Origin of the sequence: Trichocoleus sp. DQ-U1, from assembly GCF_039961925.1 — a bacterium.
Classification (GTDB): domain Bacteria; phylum Cyanobacteriota; class Cyanobacteriia; order Cyanobacteriales; family FACHB-T130; genus FACHB-T130.
Map to the genome: position 1 here is coordinate 115,857 of NZ_JAMPKB010000005.1, position 21,766 is coordinate 137,622.

At 45.9% G+C, this 21,766-nt stretch carries 20 protein-coding genes; 12 read left to right on the forward strand and 8 right to left on the reverse strand.

The window, feature by feature from the left end; genetic code table 11:
• The first annotated feature begins 49 nt into the window (after positions 1-49).
• Positions 50-1,240, forward strand: coding sequence for a cysteine desulfurase family protein (locus NDI34_RS03725; protein WP_348231891.1), 1,191 nt, complete (start codon positions 50-52; stop codon positions 1,238-1,240).
• 241 nt (positions 1,241-1,481) lie between these two features.
• Positions 1,482-2,234, forward strand: a complete 753-nt coding sequence (locus tag NDI34_RS03730; protein ID WP_348231893.1) for a DUF1995 family protein — start codon at positions 1,482-1,484, stop codon at positions 2,232-2,234.
• Here NDI34_RS03730 and NDI34_RS03735 read toward each other — a convergent pair.
• Entirely contained in the window at positions 2,231-4,741 is a 2,511-nt protein-coding gene (locus NDI34_RS03735) for a diguanylate cyclase (RefSeq protein WP_348231894.1), read from the reverse strand. The genes NDI34_RS03730 and NDI34_RS03735 overlap by 4 nt on opposite strands.
• Before the next feature lie 609 nt (positions 4,742-5,350).
• Between NDI34_RS03735 and NDI34_RS03740 the strand changes: the two genes are divergently transcribed.
• The 3 genes from NDI34_RS03740 (at position 5,351) to NDI34_RS03750 (ending at position 10,268) form a co-directional block, all read left to right on the forward strand.
• The gene (locus NDI34_RS03740; protein ID WP_348231895.1) at positions 5,351-6,763 is read left to right on the forward strand and encodes an adenylate/guanylate cyclase domain-containing protein; all 1,413 of its coding nucleotides are present in this window, start codon (positions 5,351-5,353) and stop codon (positions 6,761-6,763) included.
• 15 nt (positions 6,764-6,778) lie between these two features.
• Positions 6,779-7,165, forward strand: a complete 387-nt coding sequence (locus NDI34_RS03745) for a response regulator (RefSeq protein WP_190435667.1) — start codon at positions 6,779-6,781, stop codon at positions 7,163-7,165.
• 289 nt (positions 7,166-7,454) lie between these two features.
• Complete coding sequence (locus tag NDI34_RS03750) at positions 7,455-10,268, forward strand: response regulator (protein WP_348231897.1); 2,814 nt, start codon at positions 7,455-7,457, stop codon at positions 10,266-10,268.
• 3 nt (positions 10,269-10,271) lie between these two features.
• Here the strand turns inward: NDI34_RS03750 and NDI34_RS03755 are convergent, their stop codons facing one another.
• Positions 10,272-10,751, reverse strand: coding sequence for a GNAT family N-acetyltransferase (locus tag NDI34_RS03755; protein WP_348231898.1), 480 nt, complete (start codon positions 10,749-10,751; stop codon positions 10,272-10,274).
• Positions 10,752-10,764: 13 nt separating this feature from the next.
• On the reverse strand, positions 10,765-11,364 hold the full coding sequence (gene miaE / locus NDI34_RS03760) for a tRNA isopentenyl-2-thiomethyl-A-37 hydroxylase MiaE (protein WP_348231899.1): 600 nt from the start codon (positions 11,362-11,364) through the stop codon (positions 10,765-10,767).
• 669 nt (positions 11,365-12,033) lie between these two features.
• Between miaE and NDI34_RS03765 the strand changes: the two genes are divergently transcribed.
• Complete coding sequence (locus tag NDI34_RS03765) at positions 12,034-12,795, forward strand: metallophosphoesterase (protein WP_190413427.1); 762 nt, start codon at positions 12,034-12,036, stop codon at positions 12,793-12,795.
• Here NDI34_RS03765 and NDI34_RS03770 read toward each other — a convergent pair.
• Complete coding sequence (locus tag NDI34_RS03770) at positions 12,792-13,643, reverse strand: M48 family metallopeptidase (protein ID WP_348231900.1); 852 nt, start codon at positions 13,641-13,643, stop codon at positions 12,792-12,794. The genes NDI34_RS03765 and NDI34_RS03770 overlap by 4 nt on opposite strands.
• A 451-nt stretch (positions 13,644-14,094) precedes the next feature.
• Between NDI34_RS03770 and NDI34_RS03775 the strand changes: the two genes are divergently transcribed.
• Positions 14,095-14,292, forward strand: coding sequence for a hypothetical protein (locus tag NDI34_RS03775; RefSeq protein ID WP_190413431.1), 198 nt, complete (start codon positions 14,095-14,097; stop codon positions 14,290-14,292).
• Positions 14,293-14,468: 176 nt separating this feature from the next.
• On the forward strand, positions 14,469-14,996 hold the full coding sequence (locus NDI34_RS03780; RefSeq protein ID WP_190413433.1) for a DUF4330 domain-containing protein: 528 nt from the start codon (positions 14,469-14,471) through the stop codon (positions 14,994-14,996).
• Between the two features lie 54 nt (positions 14,997-15,050).
• Here NDI34_RS03780 and NDI34_RS03785 read toward each other — a convergent pair whose 3' ends face one another.
• Positions 15,051-15,950: an alpha/beta hydrolase gene (locus NDI34_RS03785; RefSeq protein WP_190681478.1), complete on the reverse strand. Its 900-nt coding sequence runs from the start codon at positions 15,948-15,950 to the stop codon at positions 15,051-15,053.
• A 354-nt stretch (positions 15,951-16,304) separates the two neighbouring features.
• Complete coding sequence (locus NDI34_RS03790; RefSeq protein WP_348231901.1) at positions 16,305-16,511, reverse strand: hypothetical protein; 207 nt, start codon at positions 16,509-16,511, stop codon at positions 16,305-16,307.
• A 242-nt stretch (positions 16,512-16,753) separates the two neighbouring features.
• Here NDI34_RS03790 and NDI34_RS03795 point away from each other — a divergent pair, with 242 nt between their 5' ends.
• The gene (locus NDI34_RS03795) at positions 16,754-17,332 is read left to right on the forward strand and encodes a hypothetical protein (RefSeq protein WP_348231902.1); all 579 of its coding nucleotides are present in this window, start codon (positions 16,754-16,756) and stop codon (positions 17,330-17,332) included.
• Positions 17,333-17,477: 145 nt separating this feature from the next.
• Positions 17,478-18,257 carry a hypothetical protein gene (locus tag NDI34_RS03800; RefSeq protein ID WP_190530003.1) on the forward strand — a complete coding sequence of 260 codons (780 nt, stop codon included), beginning with the start codon at positions 17,478-17,480 and terminating at the stop codon, positions 18,255-18,257.
• A 77-nt stretch (positions 18,258-18,334) separates the two neighbouring features.
• On the opposite strand, the gene NDI34_RS03805 is transcribed toward NDI34_RS03800, so the two are convergent.
• A complete protein-coding gene (locus NDI34_RS03805) occupies positions 18,335-18,823 on the reverse strand; it encodes a hypothetical protein (protein WP_190413766.1) in 489 nt (162 codons plus the stop codon).
• An 89-nt stretch (positions 18,824-18,912) separates the two neighbouring features.
• Between NDI34_RS03805 and NDI34_RS03810 the strand changes: the two genes are divergently transcribed.
• Positions 18,913-19,599: a polysaccharide deacetylase family protein gene (locus NDI34_RS03810; protein ID WP_348231903.1), complete on the forward strand. Its 687-nt coding sequence runs from the start codon at positions 18,913-18,915 to the stop codon at positions 19,597-19,599.
• A 659-nt stretch (positions 19,600-20,258) separates the two neighbouring features.
• Positions 20,259-21,461, forward strand: coding sequence for an RNA polymerase sigma factor RpoD (gene rpoD / locus NDI34_RS03815; protein WP_190413446.1), 1,203 nt, complete (start codon positions 20,259-20,261; stop codon positions 21,459-21,461).
• Between the two features lie 146 nt (positions 21,462-21,607).
• On the opposite strand, the gene NDI34_RS03820 is transcribed toward rpoD, so the two are convergent.
• On the reverse strand, positions 21,608-21,763 hold the full coding sequence (locus NDI34_RS03820; RefSeq protein WP_190435681.1) for a chlorophyll A-B binding protein: 156 nt from the start codon (positions 21,761-21,763) through the stop codon (positions 21,608-21,610).
• Positions 21,764-21,766: the final 3 nt, after the last annotated feature.

Consider the following 21,766-nt stretch of genomic DNA (forward strand, 5'->3'; position numbering starts at 1 on the left):
GAGAGGCGCTATATGCTGAAAGAAGAGACAGCCTGTCGCTTAATCAACCATGCAAATTTATCTGGATTATAGTGCTACTACGCCCACTCGCCCAGAAGCGATCGCAACGATGCAAACTGTCCTCACCCAGCAGTGGGGCAATCCTTCCAGCTTGCACGAGTGGGGGCAACGGGCAGCAACGGTTCTGGAACTGGCAAGAATTCAGGTCGCTGGACTCATTAACGCACCGGCTGAGTCGATTATCTTCACTTCTGGCGGCACCGAGGCAGACAATCTGGCGATTATGGGGGTTGCCCGCAGCTACAGGACGCCCCAGCATATCATTATCTCCAGCGTCGAGCATTCAGCCGTGTCAGAACCGGCGCGTTTATTAGAGTTGTGGGGTTGGCAGGTGACGCGGTTGCCGGTAGATACTAAAGGACGGGTGAATCCCACCGATTTAGAAAAGGCGCTGCAACCGAATACAGTCTTAGTTTCGATTATTTACGGGCAAAGCGAAGTCGGTACGGTGCAACCAATTGAGGAATTGGGCAAGATTGCCCACTCCCACGGGGTGTTGTTTCACACTGATGCCGTCCAAGTGGCTGGGCGCTTGCCGATTGACGTGCAGCAGCTGCCGGTGGATATGCTTTCTCTTTCCAGCCACAAAATCTATGGTATTCAGGGCGCGGGTGCGGTTTATGTCCGCCCTGGTGTAGAGTTAGCGCCTTTATTGTGCGGGGGAGGGCAAGAAATAAAACTGCGTTCCGGAACTCAGGCTGTTCCTGTCATTGCTGGTTTTGGCGTGGCGGCTGAGTTGGCGGCGCAAGAATTGGGAACAGAGACACCGAGATTGATAAAATTGCGCGATCGCTTATTTTCCCATTTAGCGGATGTTCCTCACCTCATCCCTACTGGCGACAGGCAGCATCGGCTACCCCACCACGTCAGTTTCAGCGTCATCGGTGAGAGTGAAAAAGTCACCGGAAAAACCTTGGTGCGGCAGATGAACCTAGCTGGAATTGCCATCAGTGCCGGTTCTGCCTGTCACAGTGGCAAACTCAGCCCCAGCCCCATCTTGCTGGCAATGGGATACAGCGATGCAGTTGCCTTGGGAGGCATTCGCTTCACTCTGGGACGGGACACAGAGGAAGCTGATGTAGACTGGGCGACAATGGTGCTGAAGCAAGTTTTAGAACGATTGATGCCTGTTTCCAAGAATAGCTTTCAGCCGGAGCGAGTTTTGAGTTTAGAATTTTGAATGCTAACGACTCACAGTAATCAGTAGGTGGGAATCATCAACGACAACATTAAACCGAATCCCCAACCTCCTTCCCGTACTGCGCGTTCCGCGCCACTTCCCTAACGGAGGCAAGCAGCAATCCCGACATAATTAAAACATTCTTTCTCTTGTCCCCTTTCCTCTTAGGAGAGGGTTAGGGAGAGGTTTTTAATCAATTTGACATTTTGGCTGAATCCACTTAAATTCAACAATTTTCGAGATGGCAGAACTTCCCAAATCACTAGAAGAAGCGATCGCGCAATCCCGTGAAGCAACCCAAGCTGCGATCGCCAATGGTTACACCCGCATCAAGGTCGAGTTAGTCTTCCCAGAACTCAAACCGATGCCCGTCGCCTTGCAATTTATCGAAGCCTTTGAGGAGATGGCATCGGAGTTGAAAGTTTTCTTTCCCGACGCCGGGGCAGCTGCCCTTGCCCGCCGCGACTGGGGACACGTACCCTTTAAAATTACAGATATTGGCAGTAGCCGAGCGTCGGTAGATGAGAAAATTCACCCAGAAGATCGTGTTTTCTTGTTCGTTGAACCTTCCGCAGTAGAAGTCTTGCAAGTGGAAAAACTGTGCGAAGCAGCAGGCGATCGCCCGGTGGTTCTCCTCAACCCTAATCTAGAAGACGCCGCTATTATTGGCATTGGCTACGCGGGACGACAATTGCGCGATCGCTTCCTGACTACCCTGGAATCTAGTTACTATCTCAGACCCCTCGACGGTGCTGCGGTGCTTCGCTGCTACCCTTCACCCTGGCAAGTTTGGCAGGAAACCAAGGACAACTATCAGCTGATTGCCGAAGTTTCTACAAAACCCGTGGGCGAAGAACTTGACAACATCCTGGCAGGAACTACTCAGGGTAAGGACGCCGCCAATCCCAGCAACCGCAGCAGCGACACCGCAGCGCCAAAAAAACCTGGATTGTTCACCAATTTACAACGGTTCATTCGTACCCTGAGCCGTTAATTGTGTGCGGAATAGCGATCGCGCCCTGCGGCTTTTGCCTGATAGAGGGCGGTATCTGCTGCGGAAATCAGCATTGCTGGTGAGGATTCTAAAGTTGGAATTACACTAGCAATGCCTAAACTGAGCGCGATCTGCTGACTAGCTTGAGAATTAACGTGCGCGATCGCTAACGCCTTCACTTCAGCGCGGATTTGCTCAGCAACTCGGATTGCTCCCTCAACTACGGTATACGGCAAAATTATCGCAAATTCTTCTCCGCCGTAACGAGCTACTAAATCCGTCGAACGCTTCACTGCACGCCGAATCGCACTCGCCACTGCCTTTAAACATTCATCTCCCGCTTGATGACCGTAAGTATCGTTGTAGAGTTTAAAAAAATCGATATCGCCCAAAATTAAGGATAAGGGTGCTTGCTCTCGCACCAGCCGCTGCCACTCACTATTCATGTACTGGTCAAAGCAACGGCGATTCGCTACCTGAGTCAAGCCATCTAAAACGGCAAGGCGCTGCAACTCCTGATTCGCTTCTTCCAACTGTTGATAAAGTTGGGCTTGTTTAATCGCGATTCCCGCCTGTGTTGCTAATTCTTGGAGTAAATTAATCTCTAGCTGCTGCCACTGTCGCGGTTGCGAACAATGATGAGCAATCAACAATCCCCACAAATCCTCGCCTTGGAGTATGGGAACCACCAAGTTTGCTCTCACTTGAAACTGAGCCAATAAATCAACGTGACACGGACTTATCTTTGCCGTATAAATATCTTCAATCGATAGAATCCGACCGTTTTTGTAAGGCTCCACATAAGTTTGTGCAAAGCAACGGTCTGTCATCGTCGATCCTAAAATTGGCGTCCACCGAGAATCGACCGACTCAACTGCGATAACGCCACTCCAGTCTGGATGAAAGCGGAAAATGACTACCCGGTCGCAGGCAAGAAATTGTCGCACTTCTGTCACCGTCGTGTTGAGAATCTCCTCCAGCTTCAGAGATTGACGGATTTGGTGAGTAATTACCCGAATCAACGACTCCCGCTTTGCCTGCTGCAACAATGCCTCTTCAGTAGCTTTTCGCTGGGTGATATCCGTGACCATTCCCAGGACTCCCGCATATTTCCCCGCTTGATCGAAGATGGGATTGGTAGAAACAATTGCCCATAGATCGGAGCCATCCTGACGGCAGAATTTAAAATCATGTTGTTCTTTAATTCCTTGGCGGCGACGCTCCATGAAAGCTTTTGCGATCGCGCAACCTTCGTCATCCATAAAAGCAAACAAAGGCTTGCCTAACATTTGAGCCGCTGTTAGTCCTAGCATTTGTGCCATCTGGTTATTCACAAAAGCTGTATTCCCCTCTGGATCGAGAACCCAGATCCCTTCAACGGTGGTTTCGACAATTCGACGATACCTCGCTTCGTTTTCCCGTAGTGCTTGCTCTGCCTGCTTGCGCTCGGTTAGGGAAGCAATAGAATTAGCCAAACTTCCAATCCATTTCAGGAATGAATCATTGCATTGAACGATTTCCCAATGGGCTAAACTTAAAACTCCGATCGACCGTTGGTTGACGATCATCGGCATACAAATGAAAGTTTTAATCTCTGACTGCGAGAATATTTTATTAAAGTTACTATTCTTGGCTGACTGCGAAAGCTCCGTCTTCACGACAGGTTGACCCGTGCGAACCACACTCCCCGAAAGTGTCTGGTCTACCGGCACCTCAAGAACAGTTGTGTCCGCAGGCAAGGGAACTCCTTTTAGCCCTGCAAATACCATCATTTGCCTTGCTTCGTCATAAAGTTCGATGGTGATAATCGGAAAACCAGTATCAATGCTAATTTCTTCAACAATCTCTTGAAATGCAGTGTAAAGACATTGAGTCCCCTGCGCGATTTCTGAAATTTTGTATAGCGTTAGCCGTTCTAGATTACACAGGGTGAGCTGATTTTCTGAGTGCTTGCAATCGGTAATATTCTGAGCTTCGGCAATCAATAAAGGTAGCGTATGCTGTGCCTCAACAAACTCTGTTTCTACCTTCAAAATCTTCAACGAAAAGTCAAAGGTGGCGACAGTATTTCCAACACCTCGCACCTCAACTTCGTAACTCACGATTTCTCCGGCTGCTGCTTGAGCGATCGCGCATTTTAAACGTTCCTGGATCTCTGGCGAAACGCTCCACCACGGCGCTTCCCAAAAAAAACAACCTATTACATCACTTGCAGTGATTCCACCAAAGTTTAGCGCCGTCTGATTGGCTTCTAGGACAATCCCGTCTGATTGCAGTAGCGCGATAAATTGGGATGTTTGATTAAAAATAGCGCGGAATCGTCTCTCACTTTCGCTTAACGCTGTTTCAAACCTTTGTCGTGAGAGAATCTCTTTTTGGAGTTGTTCCTTCGTCTCGATCGGTTGATCTATTAATGCTGCAACTAGCTCTTCAAAATGCTCTAACTGTCCGCGAGGAGTTGTTGCCTGAGAACTCTCATCCCAGGGTACTAATTGATGAGGGTTCATTTCCTACACTCCTAATACCATTGGCGCAAAAATACCCCTCTCCACAAGAACAGTAGCCAAGCGATCCCCTGAGCAAATGATGCCATACCATAGGTTTACACATCCGCCCCAAGGATCGTTAAAGAAAACATAAAATGTTATTAATCTTTCGCTGAGCGGCGGCTGAAATTTGAAGATGAGGCAGCTTAATGGATGCGATCGCTTGGGTTAGCCATTGGATGCAGATTTTTGTCCTAGCGCTCCTGGCTTCCTTGTAACGGCGTTCTTGAAGAAGCGATCCCATAGGCGATCGTGATTCAACGATTAGCGCAAACGGTGGATGTATCAAGGGAGGCACTTTTCTGAACACAAATGTAAAAAAATACTCTTTTGAATTTTTATAGTCTTGATGGGTATTCTAAGCTTAGGGTGACAAATCGGCATTAGAAACACTAGCTATGTTTCTTAAAACCTTGTGATTTAAATTCTTTTCGCTAGGGAATGGCAATGTTATTTTATTCTTAAATCAGGGATTCAGCTCTCCGATTCTTCGCTAAATCGAGAATTTAGCCCTCATAAATCATTTAATGTTGCTATATTATTCCTATCATTGGCAGACAAAAAAATCTTATGACTCTAATTAGTTTAAAAAAGCTGATTTATAAAAAAGAAATTTCTTCGCTCATCGCTGACTTAATCGAGACATTGGATAGCTCTGTAAGTATTATAGATGTCAACGGTAGTCTATTAATCGGCGATGGTATTTTTTCCTCATCAAATAAATTTCCTATACAGCTTTCAGAGGAAGTAATTGGATGGGTATTTGGCGGAGACAAAGCATCCAGTCTTGCATCGTTGCTTACCTATATAGCTGGAAAGGAGCTTGAAAAAAAGACGCTTGCCCGCGAAATACTGGATAGATATAAAGAAATCAACCTTCTTTATAATATTTCTGGAAAACTATCAGCTTGCCTGGATCTTAAAGAAATTGCCAAATTAGTGATTGATGAAGCTAGGAGACTTATAAAAACAACCAATGCTTCAGCGATGTTACTGAATGAAAAGACAGGAAAGCTTGAAATCATTGCTGCTTTTGGTCAAGAACATCAGCATAAAACTACCCTGTTCCCTGGTGAAGGTATCGCTGGCAGCGTGTTTCATCTAGGAAACGCAGAGATAGTCAATGATGTAGAGTCAGATTCTAGATTTATTACAGGTAATAATAAGATAAAATCTCTAATTTGCGCCCCACTGAAGACGCAAAACGTAGTTCTTGGCGTGTTTAATTTGAGTAGCGATGAATTAGTCAATTATACAGCACAAGATTTAAAACTTTTCACTGCTTTAGCATCCCAAGCCGCAGCAGCTATCGAAAACGCTCTGCTCCATGAAAATAAACTTAGAGAAGCGCGGATTAAAAGTAACTTGGAAAGATATGTCCCTGCACAAGTCGTTGAAGCTATTTTAGATCCTCAAGAAGATATTTCTTTAGTTCCTGCTAAAAAAGACATTTCCATTCTCTTTTCTGATATTAGAAACTTTACCACTAAATGCGAGGAGTTAGCACCAGAAGCAATTGTAGAATATTTGAATGAGTATTTTACTCACATGGTAGAGGTGATATTTAGCCACGGCGGTACTGTGAACAAGTTTGTTGGAGATATGATTGTTGCCATGTTTGGCGCACCTTCAACTCTTGTCGATAGCGAACGACGAGCTATTGAAACAGCTATTGAAATGCAAAAACGCATAAAAACAATCCCAGTTGCTTGGATTAGGGATAATTTTCTTACCGGAATCGGTATAAGTTCGGGAGAGGTAGTTGTTGGCAACGTTGGCTCTCCACAACACATGGACTATACAGCAATAGGAGATAAAGTTAATATAGCGTCTAGGCTGCAATCTATGGCGAAGGGTGAGCAGATCCTAGTTAGTCGTTCTATCTATGAGAGTACAAAACATCTATTTGAATTTAAGGAGATTGGGAGCGTTCAAGTAAAAGGAAAAAAAGAAGCTGTAGAAGTTTTTGAAGTTCTTTATTAAATAGCAAGAAAAAGAATGAATCAGAAGATATTAATTGTTGATGATGAGCCTCACATTCGACTTTTGTTAGAACAAACCCTTGAGGATCTTGAAGATGAGGGCGTGGAATTACTAACGGCAACCAATGGTGAAGAGGCACTGGAGACAATTAAAACAGAAAAGCCAGCTCTTGTTTTTCTCGACGTAATGATGCCTAAAATGAATGGATTTGATGTATGTAATGCGGTTAAAAATGAACTAGAGATTAAGGACGTTTACATTATCATGCTGACTGCTAAGGGGCAAGAATTTGATAAGCAGAAGGGAAATGAAGTAGGGGCGGATATGTATATGACAAAGCCTTTCGATCCAGATGAGGTAGTGGCAAAAGCATCGAATATTCTAGAAATGGAGAAAGCTTAATTTTGTGAATAGATGTGATTGAACTATGTAAGTGTAGGTAGGTGTAGCCTGGGCGTTAGCGATCGCGTTATCAGAGCGCCTCGATGTAGCCCGTACTTTGGGCTTAGGAAAAGAAAAAGATGTAGGATTGCTATAGCACAGTAGTAACTGTAATCAAGATTTTTGCAAAAATCAAAACGGCGTTCAATACATACAGAGCTAGCTCAAGCGCCTGTAATATCAATCGTAAAAATATTTAGCAATATTAATTTTTTAATCAATTTTTGTCACCAAACGTTGAGGGTAAAATATGCAGTCAGAACCGAAAGCAAACATCCTTTTGGTTGACGACCATCCAGAAAATCTGCTGGCGTTAGAGGCAGTATTGAGTAGCTTAGGGCAGAATTTAGTCAAAGCAAATTCGGGGATGGAAGCCTTAAGATGTTTGCTAAATGAGGATTTTGCTGTGATTTTGCTCGATGTCCAGATGCCAGAACTGGATGGATTTGAGACAGCAAGGCTGATTCGAGCTAGAGAGCGATCGCGCCAGACTCCGATTATTTTCCAAACCGCATACGGCACAAGCGACACTAATATATTCACAGGTTATTCCCTAGGCGCGATAGACTACCTGGTTAAGCCGATTGAACCGGAAATATTACTCTCGAAAGTATCGATGTTTGTTAATCTGTTTAAGAATACAGCACAGGTAAAACAACAAGCATTGGACTTGGAAGCCGTCAATGCAGAACTTAAGAAAAACGAACAGCAATTTCGTTCTTTCAGTGCTTGTTTGCCAGTCGGCATTTTTATGACAGATATTGAAGGTAAATGCACTTATACAAACCCGCGCTGTCAAGCAATTTGTGGCTTTACACTTGAGGAAAGCTTGGGAGATGGTTGGTTGCGGTCAGTTTATCCGGAAGATAGCGATCGCGTCATCGCACAATGGTATACCTACACTCGTCAGCGGAAGGAATATTCGCACGAATGTCGCTTTCAAACACGAGAGGGAATTGTACGTTGGGCTTACATTCGGTCATCTCCTTTGCTTTCCAATAAAGGCGAACTCATCGGTTTTGTGGGAACAGTAGAAGACATTACTCCTACTAAAGAGGCAGAGGCATCACTACGAGAGAGTAAGCAAATGTTACAGCTAGTGATGAACAACATTCCGCAGTTAATTTTTTGGAAAGATAGAAAGTCTGTTTATCTGGGTTGCAATTACAACTTTGCGCGAGTAGCAGGGGTTAATACGCCAGAAGGCATTGTTGGCAAAACAGACTACGACTTGGCTTGGAATAAGGAGGAGGCGGACTGGTACCGCGAGTGTGACAATCGCATCATGGAGGCAGATACGCCCCAATATCATATCGTTGAAACTCAATTTCAAGCAGATGGCAAACAGTCTTGGGCAGAAACGAATAAGATTCCACTCCATGATGATGCAGGGAATGTTGTAGGTATTCTAGGTACCTATGAAGACATCACTGATAAAAAGTTGGTAGAAGAAACCCTGAAAAAGTCTGAGGAAGAGTTAAAAATTCGAGTAGAGGAACGTACTCTTGAATTGAATCATACTATTCAGAATTTGCAAAGCGAGATTGCCGAGCGCCAGCGGACGCAACAAGAGTTACAACAAGCTAAAGAAGCCGCTGAAGTTGCTAATTGTGCCAAGTCAGATTTCTTATCTCTTGTTTCCCATGAGTTAAGAACACCTCTTACCTCCGTCTTGGGATTCGCAAAAATTATCAAGAAAAAACTAGATTCCGTTATATTTCCTGAAGTTCAAAGTGAAGATAAGAAAGTTCGGAAAACCATCAAGCAAGTAGAAGAAAACCTGGACATCATTGTGTCTGAAGGGGAAAGACTAACAAATTTAATCAATAGTGTCCTTGATTTGGCAAAGTTAGAAGCAGGAAAGATTGAGTGGAAGACAGAACCAATTTATATATCTGAAATAATTGAACAGGCAACAGCGGCTACATCCGCCTTATTTGAAACAAAGCCGCTAAAGTTAATAAAGGATATCGAAAATGAACTACCTGAGCTAGTGGGTGATAAGGATAGACTCGTTCAGGTTGTGATTAATTTAATTTCCAATGCTGTCAAATTCACGCCAGAAGGCTGCATAACTTGCAGAGCAAAAAAAATCAACAACGAGGTTATTATCAGCGTTATTGATAGTGGTATAGGCATCGCCGAGGCTGACCAAGAGCAAGTCTTTGAAAAATTTAAGCAGGTAGGTGATACATTAACAGACAAACCTAAAGGAACTGGTTTAGGACTGCCCATTTGCAAGCAAATCGTAGAACATCATCAGGGTAGAATCTGGGTAAAAAGTAAATTGGGTAAAGAAAGCAACTTTTCATTCACCTTACCTATCAGTACAGGCGGAAATTTTGAGTTTGAAAAAGTTGATTTGGACACCCTTTTAAAACAACTAAAAGGTCATGTAATCACTTATAAAACCTCTTCTAATAAACAAAAGAAAACAATTCTGGTAGTAGATGATGAAGCATCTATTAGAGAACTTCTCACCCAGCAATTGGAAGCAGAAGGTTATATTGTTAGGCAAGCTAAAGACGGTATGGATGCCATTACACAGGTTAAAAAAGAACATCCTGATTTGATTATTCTGGATGTGATGATGCCTGCCATGAATGGATTTGATGTGGCAGCAGTACTGAAAAATGACCCTGGGACTACAACCATACCGATAATCATTTTATCAATTATAGAAGACAAAGATAGAGGCTATTGTTTAGGAATTGATAGGTATTTGGCAAAGCCAATTAACCAGGAAGAACTTCTAAGTGCTATCGAATCGCTTCTGGCTCAAGAAACCTCAAAGAAAAAAGTTTTGGTAGTAGATGAAGATGAATCAACAATCAAAATCCTTACTGATGTGTTACAGGCAAAAGGCTACAGCGTTGTTGAAGCTTCTAACGGTCAGGAATGTATCGAAAAGGCAATCTCAGCCAAGCCCGATATGATTATCATCGATTCAATCCTTTCAAAGCGAGACAATCTTGCCAAAACATTGCGATTTGAGAAAGGGCTGGAGAATGTTTTGTTTTTTTTAGTAGCAAACGGAAATGTAAATGGTCTAAATCAGTCGTGAGGGTTACAGGAATTTAACGTAGACGCGATCGCATCTTGCCGTCTCAATACCTGTTGCTGGTTCATACCCACTACTTTCATACAATTTGACTGCTTCTTTGAGAACGCTAGCGGTTTCAATCCAAATTTCCTGAAAACCACGAGAAGCGATCGCATTTTCGAGTTGTTCTAACAAATACTTACCCAGTCCTTGCCCTCTCACAGCTGGCAATAGATACATTTTGCGTAATTCTACCGCTCTGTCCCCACGCTTCACTGGATAATACGCGCCAGTCCCTACCACTTTCCCTTCTCTTTCAATTACCCAAAACTCACCCCCAGGATCTTGATAAAATTTTTCTACCTCTAGAACTTCCCTATCTGCCTCCTCTGGTTGCCAAGGCAAGCCATACTCGGTTAACACCGAATGAATGACATCAGATGCAAAAGTGCGATCGCGCTTTTCCCAGCCACGAATCACAAAATCCCGATATTGAGCCTTCATCTGCTTCTTGCCTTTAGCTGTGAATTCTCGGTTCTGGATGTAGCGTTTCCAGCAACTGACTCTCAACGACGGCTAATTCCTCCAGCCGTTGGTTGACAACAGCACGCTCAAAGTAAGTATCGGCAAGCACCCAATAAACGCCATAGTGACGTGCTTCAGATGCCATCAAGCTGCCATAAAATTGGGCTAACTCTGGAGCGGGCAAGTGGGTAGCGAGTAATCCCAACCGTTCGTGACTTCGAGCCTCTATCAACCCAGAAACTAGCAAAGAATCCAATAACCGCTCTGGCTCCTTGGCGCGGATTTGCGCCTTCATCCCGGCACCGTAGGGAGGCGCAGAGAGGGCAGCAAGGGGGATGCCACGACGTTCCAGCCACTGATTAACCAGCTCAAAGTGTTCCAGTTCTTCGCAGGCGATCCTGGTAAGCTGCCGCACTAACTGAGTATAAGAAGGATAGCGAAACATTAAATTCAAAGCAACTCCTGCTGCTTTCCGTTCGCAGTGGGAATGATCGAGCAGAATAGTATCCACGTTAGCGATCGCCTGATTTACCCAAGCGATACTACTAGCTTGTTTCAGAGCAATAATAACTGGCAGCGTAGCAGAAGACACACTAGAAGACACAGGAGGCAAGGAACTTTAAGGGAAAAAATCCTGACATTTAACGATAGCGAGAGAATTTTTCGGTTGATTGTCTCGCTCTGTTTTACCCAACACTCGACTGCCTTCAGAGAGATTCCCGATCCCAGAAGGTTCTACTCAAGCTAGGCGAGATATGATTAATAATGTAGTCTACCATACTTACAATTTGATACATCCCGCCACTTAGAAGAGAATTTAGAACTTAAAAGTCAGCTTTAAAAATATACCTTTGACTTTTAACTTCCTATTTCTAGTTGGTTTTCCCAGTGCTTTTTTGGTGTTCCCTATTCAGGCTGTGCATCCGCTCCGTGAAACTCTTAATACAAGGACATTCCCTTTTTTGACATTCTCCTACTTGATTGACTTACTAATCAACCCAGTTTTAGCGTGGTTATCAGTTTTAACGGGCTATAAGTTGCATCTAGCTGTAACGGAGCAGACGCAACAAACATATTACCAATGGTTGATTGGTAAGACATGGAATTTGATGATAGGTCGCGATTGAAAGTCACTCCCCCACCCGCGCTATAACCTGGGCGACATGACTAGGGATGTCCATGAGTGTATAAGTTTTGATCGACAGTGATTCAGTGTCTTACTTTGAGGCGCTATCTAAGGTTGTGAGTAATCGGATTGAGGATGAGCAAAATGACCCCCCGTCGCATTGTGATTGGTGATGTACATGGCCACTACGAAGGCCTGATGACCTTATTGGAAGCGATCGCTCCTTCCTCAAATGACTCGGTTTATTTTTTGGGGGATTTAATCGATCGAGGGCCTCACAGCGCTCAGGTTGTTAAATTTGTTAAGCAAAATTCCTACCATTGTTTGTTGGGCAACCACGAGCAAATGTTATTAGACGTGTTGGGCGATGGACAAATTTACGGCCCAGCGCTGCAAGGATGGCTCTACAGTGGCGGTCATGCAACCGTGAACAGTTATGGGGAAGCGGGTATTCCAACAGAGGATATCGAGTGGATGCGCTCGCTACCCACATATTTAGACTTAGGCGATGTCTGGTTGGTTCATGCAGGCGTCCATCCGCAAATTCCCTTCGAGAAGCAAACCGCTGAGGAATTTTGCTGGATTCGCGAAGAATTTCACAGCATTCCCCAGCCGTACTTCCCCGATAAACTGATCGTTACAGGTCACACCATCACCTTTACCCTGCCTGGAGTTGCACCAGGAAAACTTGCCCAAGGCAACGGCTGGCTTGACATCGATACGGGTGCCTATCACCAGAAAAGTGGCTGGTTGACAGGCTTGGATCTCACGAACAACTTGGTTTATCAAGTCAATGTGGCGCGGCGTCGCGTTCGCAAACTACCCTTGAAAGAAGCAGTGACGCAAATCGATCCATCTCAGGTGAGTCGGATGCGCCGCCAGATGCTCAGACCTTAAATCAGAGGGCGAATTTTCGCTTTATACGCCTGCTCATCCAACCCATCGCCGACGTTGGCATCTTCCGGGTCAATGGCACGTTCCAAAGCCTTAATCCGATCCGAGGTTGCCGGATGGGTACTTAAGAATGTAGGCACCGAATTTGCCCTGAGCAGCTTTTCCATGAAAGCCACCATTCCAGAGGGAGCATAACCTGCCCTAATCATGGTTTGCAGTCCCTTTTGATCTGCCTCGAATTCATCTTGCCGACTGTTCGGACGCCGTAGAGCCAAATCCACGCCAATTTGAACGGCTAGGTTGCGATCCAACCCCGCTGCTGCCGCTACGCCGCGAGCTAGCGCACTTTTCCGCATCTGCTCAATTGCATGACGACCGGCAATATGACCGATTTCATGGCTCATGACACTCGCCAGCTGAGCTTCATTCTCTGCTGCTGTGAGCAAGCCAGTGTTGACGTAGACAAAGCCTCCCATTGTTGCAAAGGCATTGAGACCCTTATCGTTAACCACTTGAAACGTATAAGGAATATCAGGGCGATCGCTCTTTGCCACCAACCGCTGACCAATCTCTTCAACGTAGCGAACGATTTGCGGATTGCGATACAGCCGAATCTCCCGACTGACCAGCTGGTTATTAATTGCCCGACCAATTTGGACTTCCTGTTTATCAGAAATATTCGATAGCTGAATTACCTGAACGCCGCGCAAAATCAAATCAAACAGCGAGATCGCTTGCCCAGACTGAGGCAAACCGACACAAATAAACAGCGCCACCACAGATGAGAGCAACGGATAGAACCAGCGGCGGGAGGAACGACGGGAAAAAAATGACAAGGGGTTCAACTTCATAGCGAATACGAGTGATAATCAAATCGACAGTTGCGATCGGCGACCAGTCTTGACAATTTCAACACTCCCTACCCTGAAAGCAGGCGAGGCAACACCACATTTTAAAAGTCACAATTTTGGGTTCTTGTTCTTCTTCCCAGGCATCGGCCCAGAGAAAGAGAATCTATAAGAATGCGATCGCTCCGCGTAAATGTGACAACAACTTTCATTAGTCTGAAACAAACAGACGTGATTTGAGAATTCTAAGTTGCAGCTTCAACCACAATCGAGAGATTTTGCGATCGCTCAAGCCTGGGCAAAGCCTCCAACTAAGATCGATCCCCCGTACAATACTGATTCGGTACTCCTGAAAATTTAGCCATTTTTCATCACCAGATTCGGTGAATGTCCTGATGAACTGGAGGGCAAGTTTACCGAAAATTTAAATAGAATCCTGTGCCCCGATAACCAGATGCAAGCTCAAAGCCTCTCCCTAACGATCGCTCAATTAGTCGAGCAATTATTAACTACGCGCAGAATTACTCGCCATGACCAACAACGGCTGATGGCGGCGCTGTTATCGAAGACGGCTCTCAGCTCCGAAGAGCAGATCCAAGTCAACCGAGTATTTGACAGCCTGAAACAAGGCTACATCCGTGTCGTAGACTAAGTTAGGCAGTCTTTTCAGGAAGGCTTTACAACCAGCCATCTGCCAGCACTCTCTAGGCGACACTCATGGTACTCTGACAAAAGACTGCCGGATTAAGTATCATCTACCTTGTGATTTGTAGAGTTAGAGGTTACTGAATCTCCCCAGTTTTTTAGCTAGAGCCAGGACAATTCTGCATGAAGATTTTGGATTCTCAAGGTCGCTTATTCGGCAAGGTGAGCATCTTAGATGTGGGTGCTGCCTTAGTGATTCTCTCAGTTATTGTGGGAATCTTCTTTTTTCCCGGCACTTCCGGTTCGGTTGCCCAAGTCGGCGTTACCACAAAACCCGTAGAAATGGATTTGATTGTCCGGGGTTTAAATGTGCGAGATCCCCAGGCTTTAATCGACCAGTTCCAGAAGGACAAAAAAACGAATATTATTATCCGCAATCAACCTGCCGGACAGATGGAGATTAAATCCATCAAGATCCTGCCACGAAGCGTGACCGTCCCGCAACCGGATGGTTCTGTCAAAGCGCTCCCCGATCCTAGACCTGATTCTTTCAGTACCGATATGCTGATGACTTTCGGTACTAAAGCCCAAATCACAAAAGATGGGCCGGTTGTGGGCGGTACCAAACTCAAAATTGGCATTCCAGTAGAACTAGACGGCTCAGGTTATAACTTCAATTCCACAGTCATTGATATTCGGTTCCCAGACTAATCTTGCGGTAGAGAAACCCACTATTTTCTAAAATAATGGGTTTCTTTGACATTTCTAGTCCAGCAAGTCTAAAAATCGCCGGATGAAGCCGATTGTCACCGCAGGCAGTTCCAGTTGGGGCGTCAATCCCACATCATCAAGCGCCTGAAAAACTCGGACAGCTTGCGGATTTAAAGCTGCCAGCCGCCTGCCAACTTCCGGACCCGTAAACTCGGACTTTTCCCCCCACATTATGGCAGTAGGCACGTTTAGCTGAGTTATGTAAAGGGATAGATCGAAGCATAAATCTCCCCGAACAAAAGAGAGCGCTGCATATTCCGCATTGGGTTGTTGGGCAGATTGCAAATAAGCGTCTACGATTTCCTGATATACGCGACGGCTACGAGCAAATTGTCGCTGTTCTAAGAAACTACGGATGCCACCCTCCGTAGCAACGCCCGTGCTATAGAGCAAGCGATCCAGAATGGGCGTAGCAACGAGTTGGGCAAAAAAGCTACGGGTGTAATTTTCCCCAAAGTCAGACAGACCCGCCGGTGTGGTGAGAATCAGGGACTTAAAGAGATCGGGGCGAGCGATCGCAGCTCTAATTGTAAAAGCAGCCGTGAGAGAAGATGCCACGACGGGTACTGGCTCGTTACAAGTCTGCTCGATGAACTCAATAATTGTGTTGATGTAGTCATCTATCTGGTAATTGCGTGCGGGGTGGTCAGACCGACCCCAACCAATTAGGTCGGGTGCAATCACTCGATAATCGGTTGCAAAAGCTGGATAGACTTTCGACCATTCGTAGGCGGATGACCCACCACCAAAGCCATGTAGGAAAACCAACGTGGGCAGATTCTCTGACATGGCTGCATCCGCCGAGCGCCAAGGTGCCCCCTTGGGGGTGTAGTACACCACTCTTCCCAAGGAAGTGACAATCGATTGCATCTCAAAGCCGGGTGGCTGAATCATGAATAAACCTCATTGTTATCGCCACGAGCGCTCATTGTCGCGAATTGTTGAGTGTTAGAACGTCTGACTACTGGTTGATTCCTAACACCCAGTTTCAATCGGCGATGCTCAGTTGAGCTGGTGACTGATACTATTTTAGATTTTTGCTTTAGATTTTGAACGATGAAACGCTTGCATATAGGTGGTTTCAGAATTTTTCATTGGGTAGCGTCAGACCAAACGATCTAGCACCAAATGCGCCCAGCCTAACTGGAGCAACGATCCTGTAATTTATCCGCAATTTAAAGGAACGATAAAACAACCGTCTTGAAATTAAAGATTTTGCAAATAGTTATCCCTAAAGGCAGATGTAAATTAAGGTAAAAATACATCAGTCGGTTGATAAGACTTTCCGCTATGCCAATCCAGCCGCTGGTTTTTTTCCGCCAAATTAGAAAAAATCAGAGATAATCCAAACGGTAGGGGGTGAAACCCCTCACCGGGTTTTTGCGTATTTAAGTAATAGGGTGTGTGCGATCGCGATGGCAATCGGTCATCAGCCAATGTTGATGACTGGAACATTTCTTCTAAAACTTCCCTCACAAGAAATTAAAAATGCGGAATTTTTTGCCTGAGGGAAGAAGCATTACTCGGAATCAGATCGTAAAAGACGCCCCATAAGTCAAGGAGGCTGAATGAACAGAGGGGGGATTAGTAGCTTCAGGTCGTCACTCCCAAGTGATAGCTCCGTCAAGTCTGGAGATATCTGCGTCGGAGTAATAAACGGCGATCCAGTTCTTGAAAAAGTACATTCACAGAATGTTATGGCAAAGCAATGCAGTCTTCCGTGGGATGAAATCAGCGACTTTAACGCATCCGCACCAACAATTGAGTCGCTCAGTGGGTCCACCGTTGTCGCTTCTCCTAGCGAGGAGCCGGCTAGCGCTGACTCCGGCTTCCCCTTAAATAAGGGAACCTGCGTTCGCCTCAACATGGAAGACTTGAAATGCTTTGACGTGGTGGAGCGCCAGTTTCAGCAATGGGGTCTCACGTTTAGAAACGCGATCGCTCTCCATCCCTCCAACCCCGCTTTCCCCCCTCGATCTGGCACCACCGTCCTCATGGGTGCCCCTAAAAACGGCTTGATAGAAATTTCCTTTGAGTTTCCGGTTCGCTTTGTCAGCGGCTTTGTCACCAGTTCTCAGCGAACAATTTTATCTGCCTACGACCAGCAAAACCAACTCCTGGGGCGCTCGGAGTTGACAGAGCCAAATCTAGCCGGAACGGATTCCAATATTCCTCCGAACAGTCAGCTGAGCGTCGCAGTACCAAATATCTATCGGATCACCTTCTACGCTTTTGATGGCTGTCTGACCGTCGATGACTTGAGCTTTGGTTTGTGAGCGGTCATCGGTCATTGGTTCGTAGTCATTGGTCAACTTGGTAAAACAAAGGACGAATGACTACGGGCTACGAGCTTAGGACTAAAAGGTATTACGATAGTTAACTCGTTAGGTATAATCTATCTGACTTAAGCAGGAAACTTTCGTGGCACAGGCGTCGTCTTGGCGACAACAACTCGTAAACCAGATCCAATTGGCTCTGTCGCAGAAACAATTAAAAATGCCAGTCCTCAAGCTGTTTCCCCGGCACCCAAGTCAGGGATCGGGCAGCTGGCTGGTGGTGAGCGCCGTTGTGGTGGTGATGCTGTTCTGGAACTGGAAGCTCCTACTGGCTACCGGCGCTGGTGTGTTGGTAATGTTGCTGGTTTACCTGATGCAGGAGTGGGACTGGCAAGTACACTGGTCAAGCCTGCAACGGTTTTTTAGTGGCTCCAACCGGCAATTAACGCTTGCCGTTGGCAGTGGCGGCATTGCTAGCCTCAGCACCTATATGGCAGTTTCCATCTGGGTAGACTCCGACAGTCCCTGGATTGCCGCTGGTGCAATTCTTCAAGGTCTGGGCACTCTGGCAACCCTAATCCTCTTGGTCTGGCAAATTATTAGCCGTCAACTGAATCGGGATGAAGCTAACCTGAACCATTGGTTAACGGAGCTGACGCAGGTAGACCCCCTGAAGCGTCTGATTGCGGTTCGCCGACTTTGTGCCTTAGTAACAGAGGCTCGGTTAGAGCGGGAGCATCGACGTAGTGTTGCCGAATACTTTCGGCTGATGCTGAATCAAGAACCGGAAGCGGCGATCCGAGATGCGGTTCTCGATGGTCTGCAAGCATTGGAGAGTAACCAGCCGTTAATTAAAGCTAGTCAACCGTTAAAGACGCCTGTTGTTTTGAAGCGCTCTGTGGCTAAAGTCCGCAGGAAGAATTAAGCAGGGGGGCAGAGGAGCCGAGAGACAGGGAAGAAGCGATCGCCCCCGCCTTAATTTTTGCTTTTTAATATCTCTTTTTAATTCTCAAACTTGGGTTCCGCTTTCTCCACAGAGGAATCATTGACTCCTAGCGTCAGCTCTAAAGGCGTTTGGGAAGGATATGCCTTGACAACCTCTCGATAGACATCGTAATTCGTCGGCAAGGTAACACTCTGCCCGTTGCTGCGATAAGTAATTTGGTAATTCACATCTCGCAAAATCTCTGGCTGGCTTGCCTTTTCGGCAGGTTGCAGTCGCTGTTCAATTTCATCAAGCGTGGGTCGTGGTGGCAGTGCAGACCACCAAAGTTCCCGTTCGTCGGGGCCAATTACCGCGCCTTCTGGCTTCTCCCCATTGCGGTTGAGTAAGGAAGTAGAGCCAAAAGTTTCGATTCGCTCTTGATTGCGACCCGGATTAGTCGAGTAACCGACTTTCCAAGTTAAAGTTGTCCGGGCGGTTGCTTCATACTGGTTAGTGGTTACGGTGCTGCACCCAGAGAGAGCAAATAAAAGAGAAGCTCCCGCCAGTATGGCAAAACATGGGCTTTGTTGTTTAAATTGACCTTTGAGACTCACCGTCTGTTGACACCCATTAGAAAAACGACATCAAAGAGCAAATGCAGCTAGCTCCGCTATTTCCTATTGTGTACCGAATTCTTCAGCCTGCCTTTCCCCGTTGTCTGTGGTCGGGTACTGGAAATTCACGAGCGATCGCTCTCACGTTTGATGATGGCCCCCATCCCCAGTACACTCCCGAACTCTTGAAAGTGCTAGACCACTACAACATACCCGCAAGTTTTTTTTGGCTGGGTGTTTGCGTTAACCGCGCACCAGCAACTGCCAAAGAAGTCTACCGGCGAGGTCACTGGCTTGGGCTGCATGGGTACGATCATCGCGCTTTTCCCAAGCTGAGTCCATCTGACCTCAAACAAAGTATGGAACAGACACAGCAGGCGATCCAACAAGCCTGTCAACTCGATCCACAATTTGTTCGTGACGTTCGACCCCCTAATGGTTTGTTTACACCCCAGACTTTAGATTTATTGCAGCAGTGGAACTATCGACCTGTCATGTGGAGCGTGGTGCCGGAAGACTGGGTACAGCCTGGGGTTAGCGTCGTCGTACAGCGAGTTTTGCGGCAAGTCCAAAATGGTTCGGTCATTGTTTTGCATGATGGCTATTATGGAGGTCAAGATGTGGCTGAAACGACCGCCCAGTTAGTGCCTAAACTATTGCAGCAAGGATATCAATTTGTTACCATCGATGCGCTGTGGCAGCAAAGTCAGTTGACCTCTTTAACCTAAATACGAAATATATTGATGTTTTCTCTGTCACATTTTGGCTCTTGTTGATTAGAATGACGGAATAGAATTCAGCCATTTGTCGCAACCCATCGCCCATCAAGCGTCAGTAGGATAGAGTTGCATTTAAGCAAAATGCGAAATCAAGCAATATTTTCTCTATTTTTGCCTAAACGTTCATTACTGCTTAGTGCTACTCTCCCCAAACCTTTGACGCTTAACTATAGGCTATTTATAGAAAGACAGCGCTCAACTGGCTGGAGGCATCACCAAATCAACCAGCGAGTGTTGCTGGTAAATCCTGTACAAGCTAGTTGAAGGAGATGAGATCGGAGTGGGTGTATCAATTCCAATCGGATTATCCATTGGGAAAAGCCGCCTTGACATTAACTTCATATTTGAAGGTTTAAATAAACCAAAAGCGTGCAAGTTTTGTGAGAAAGGCTACAATCGGAAAGGTTTTGAACACTACCAGCATTAACACCTATTTCAACGCGGTTATCGAACGCTGGCGTTGCACGCAAGCGCATTCTCTCTTTTCTCTCATTGAGCCAGTCAGCAAGCGTTGAAAGCTGGCAAGGTATAACGACTGGCTAACTTGTTTTGTAGATTAACTAACACCATCTTCTGGTCTTTAACTGAAGGAGCATGAGGAATTCGGCATGACCCAGGCCAACGACGTACTCGAAATCATCACTCCGCCTGAGAGCGAGTTGGATCTCTTAATTGATGAAGACGCGGATCAAGACGACTTTGTAGACGTAACGCCCGATGAAGACGAAGGTAAGCCTGGTAAGGTCAGTAGATCCCGTCGTCGGGTGCAAACGAAAAAGAAACACTACACTGAGGATTCGATTCGTCTCTATTTACAAGAAATTGGTCGGATTCGTCTCTTAAGAGCCGATGAAGAAATTGAACTCGCACGCAAGATAGCCGACTTACTAGAATTAGAGCGTTTGCGCGAGCAACTGATCGAAAATCTGGAGCGGGAACCGCAGGATATAGAGTGGGCTGAGGGAGTGCTGAAATCTGAGCGAGTCTGGGAACAACTCGCTACTCAGCTAGGGCGAGAACCCCAACAAGAAGAGTGGTCTAAAGAGGTGAAGAAGCGCCTACCAGCGTTCCGACATCGCCTCTATGTAGGTCGCCGCGCTAAAGACAAAATGGTGCAGTCAAACCTGCGTTTGGTGGTTTCGATTGCCAAAAAATATATGAATCGCGGCTTATCCTTCCAAGACTTGATTCAGGAAGGCAGTCTAGGCTTGATTCGAGCCGCTGAAAAATTTGACCACGAAAAAGGTTACAAATTCTCCACGTATGCGACGTGGTGGATTCGTCAGGCAATTACGAGAGCGATCGCGGATCAATCTCGCACCATTCGACTACCTGTTCACCTGTACGAAACCATTTCTCGGATCAAAAAAACTACCAAGCTTCTATCCCAAGAAATGGGTCGCAAACCCACTGAAGAAGAAATCGCTACTCGCATGGAAATGACCATCGAGAAACTGCGATTCATTGCTAAATCAGCTCAGTTACCCATCTCTCTAGAAACTCCCATCGGTAAAGAAGAAGACTCCCGTCTGGGTGACTTCATCGAAGCAGATGGTGAAACCCCCGAAGATCAAGTTTCTAAAAACCTCCTCCGGGAAGATCTAGAAAGCGTCCTCGACACCCTCAGCCCCCGCGAACGGGATGTGCTGCGTCTGCGCTACGGTTTGGATGATGGACGCATGAAAACTCTTGAAGAAATCGGTCAAATCTTCAACGTTACCCGCGAACGGATTCGTCAAATTGAAGCGAAAGCTCTCCGCAAGTTGCGGCATCCCAATCGCAACAGTATTCTCAAAGAATACATTCGCTAGACAATCCTTTTTAGCGAGATAAATAATAGTAGGGGCGGGTTTCTTTACCTGCCCCTACTATTATTTGGGAAACAAAAAACTGGGAGTTCCTAGATAAACTCCCAGCGAGCTTTTGAAATTGACCAAATTTATAAAATTGAAATATATTACATCAGACCCCAGAAGTGAAGCACGCCTTGACCTGTGGTGAGTTCAATCATCATGGCAATGAAAAAGCCGATCGTGGCAAAACGCCCATTCCAATTTTCAGCTTGGGGCGTAAAGCCAATCTTGGTTGCATCGTTGCGGTCTTGAGTTTGCATAGT

Coding starts and splice junctions, on each gene's coding strand:
- NDI34_RS03725 (WP_348231891.1), top strand. CDS start 50: ATGCAAATTTATCTGGATTATAGTGCTACTACGCCCACTCGCCCAGAA.
- NDI34_RS03730 (WP_348231893.1), top strand. CDS start 1,482: ATGGCAGAACTTCCCAAATCACTAGAAGAAGCGATCGCGCAATCCCGT.
- NDI34_RS03735 (WP_348231894.1), bottom strand. CDS start 4,741: ATGAACCCTCATCAATTAGTACCCTGGGATGAGAGTTCTCAGGCAACA.
- NDI34_RS03740 (WP_348231895.1), top strand. CDS start 5,351: ATGACTCTAATTAGTTTAAAAAAGCTGATTTATAAAAAAGAAATTTCT.
- NDI34_RS03745 (WP_190435667.1), top strand. CDS start 6,779: ATGAATCAGAAGATATTAATTGTTGATGATGAGCCTCACATTCGACTT.
- NDI34_RS03750 (WP_348231897.1), top strand. CDS start 7,455: ATGCAGTCAGAACCGAAAGCAAACATCCTTTTGGTTGACGACCATCCA.
- NDI34_RS03755 (WP_348231898.1), bottom strand. CDS start 10,751: ATGAAGGCTCAATATCGGGATTTTGTGATTCGTGGCTGGGAAAAGCGC.
- NDI34_RS03765 (WP_190413427.1), top strand. CDS start 12,034: ATGAGCAAAATGACCCCCCGTCGCATTGTGATTGGTGATGTACATGGC.
- NDI34_RS03770 (WP_348231900.1), bottom strand. CDS start 13,643: ATGAAGTTGAACCCCTTGTCATTTTTTTCCCGTCGTTCCTCCCGCCGC.
- NDI34_RS03775 (WP_190413431.1), top strand. CDS start 14,095: ATGCAAGCTCAAAGCCTCTCCCTAACGATCGCTCAATTAGTCGAGCAA.
- NDI34_RS03780 (WP_190413433.1), top strand. CDS start 14,469: ATGAAGATTTTGGATTCTCAAGGTCGCTTATTCGGCAAGGTGAGCATC.
- NDI34_RS03785 (WP_190681478.1), bottom strand. CDS start 15,950: ATGATTCAGCCACCCGGCTTTGAGATGCAATCGATTGTCACTTCCTTG.
- NDI34_RS03790 (WP_348231901.1), bottom strand. CDS start 16,511: ATGTTCCAGTCATCAACATTGGCTGATGACCGATTGCCATCGCGATCG.
- NDI34_RS03795 (WP_348231902.1), top strand. CDS start 16,754: ATGGCAAAGCAATGCAGTCTTCCGTGGGATGAAATCAGCGACTTTAAC.
- NDI34_RS03810 (WP_348231903.1), top strand. CDS start 18,913: ATGCAGCTAGCTCCGCTATTTCCTATTGTGTACCGAATTCTTCAGCCT.
- rpoD (WP_190413446.1), top strand. CDS start 20,259: ATGACCCAGGCCAACGACGTACTCGAAATCATCACTCCGCCTGAGAGC.
- NDI34_RS03820 (WP_190435681.1), bottom strand. CDS start 21,763: ATGCAAACTCAAGACCGCAACGATGCAACCAAGATTGGCTTTACGCCC.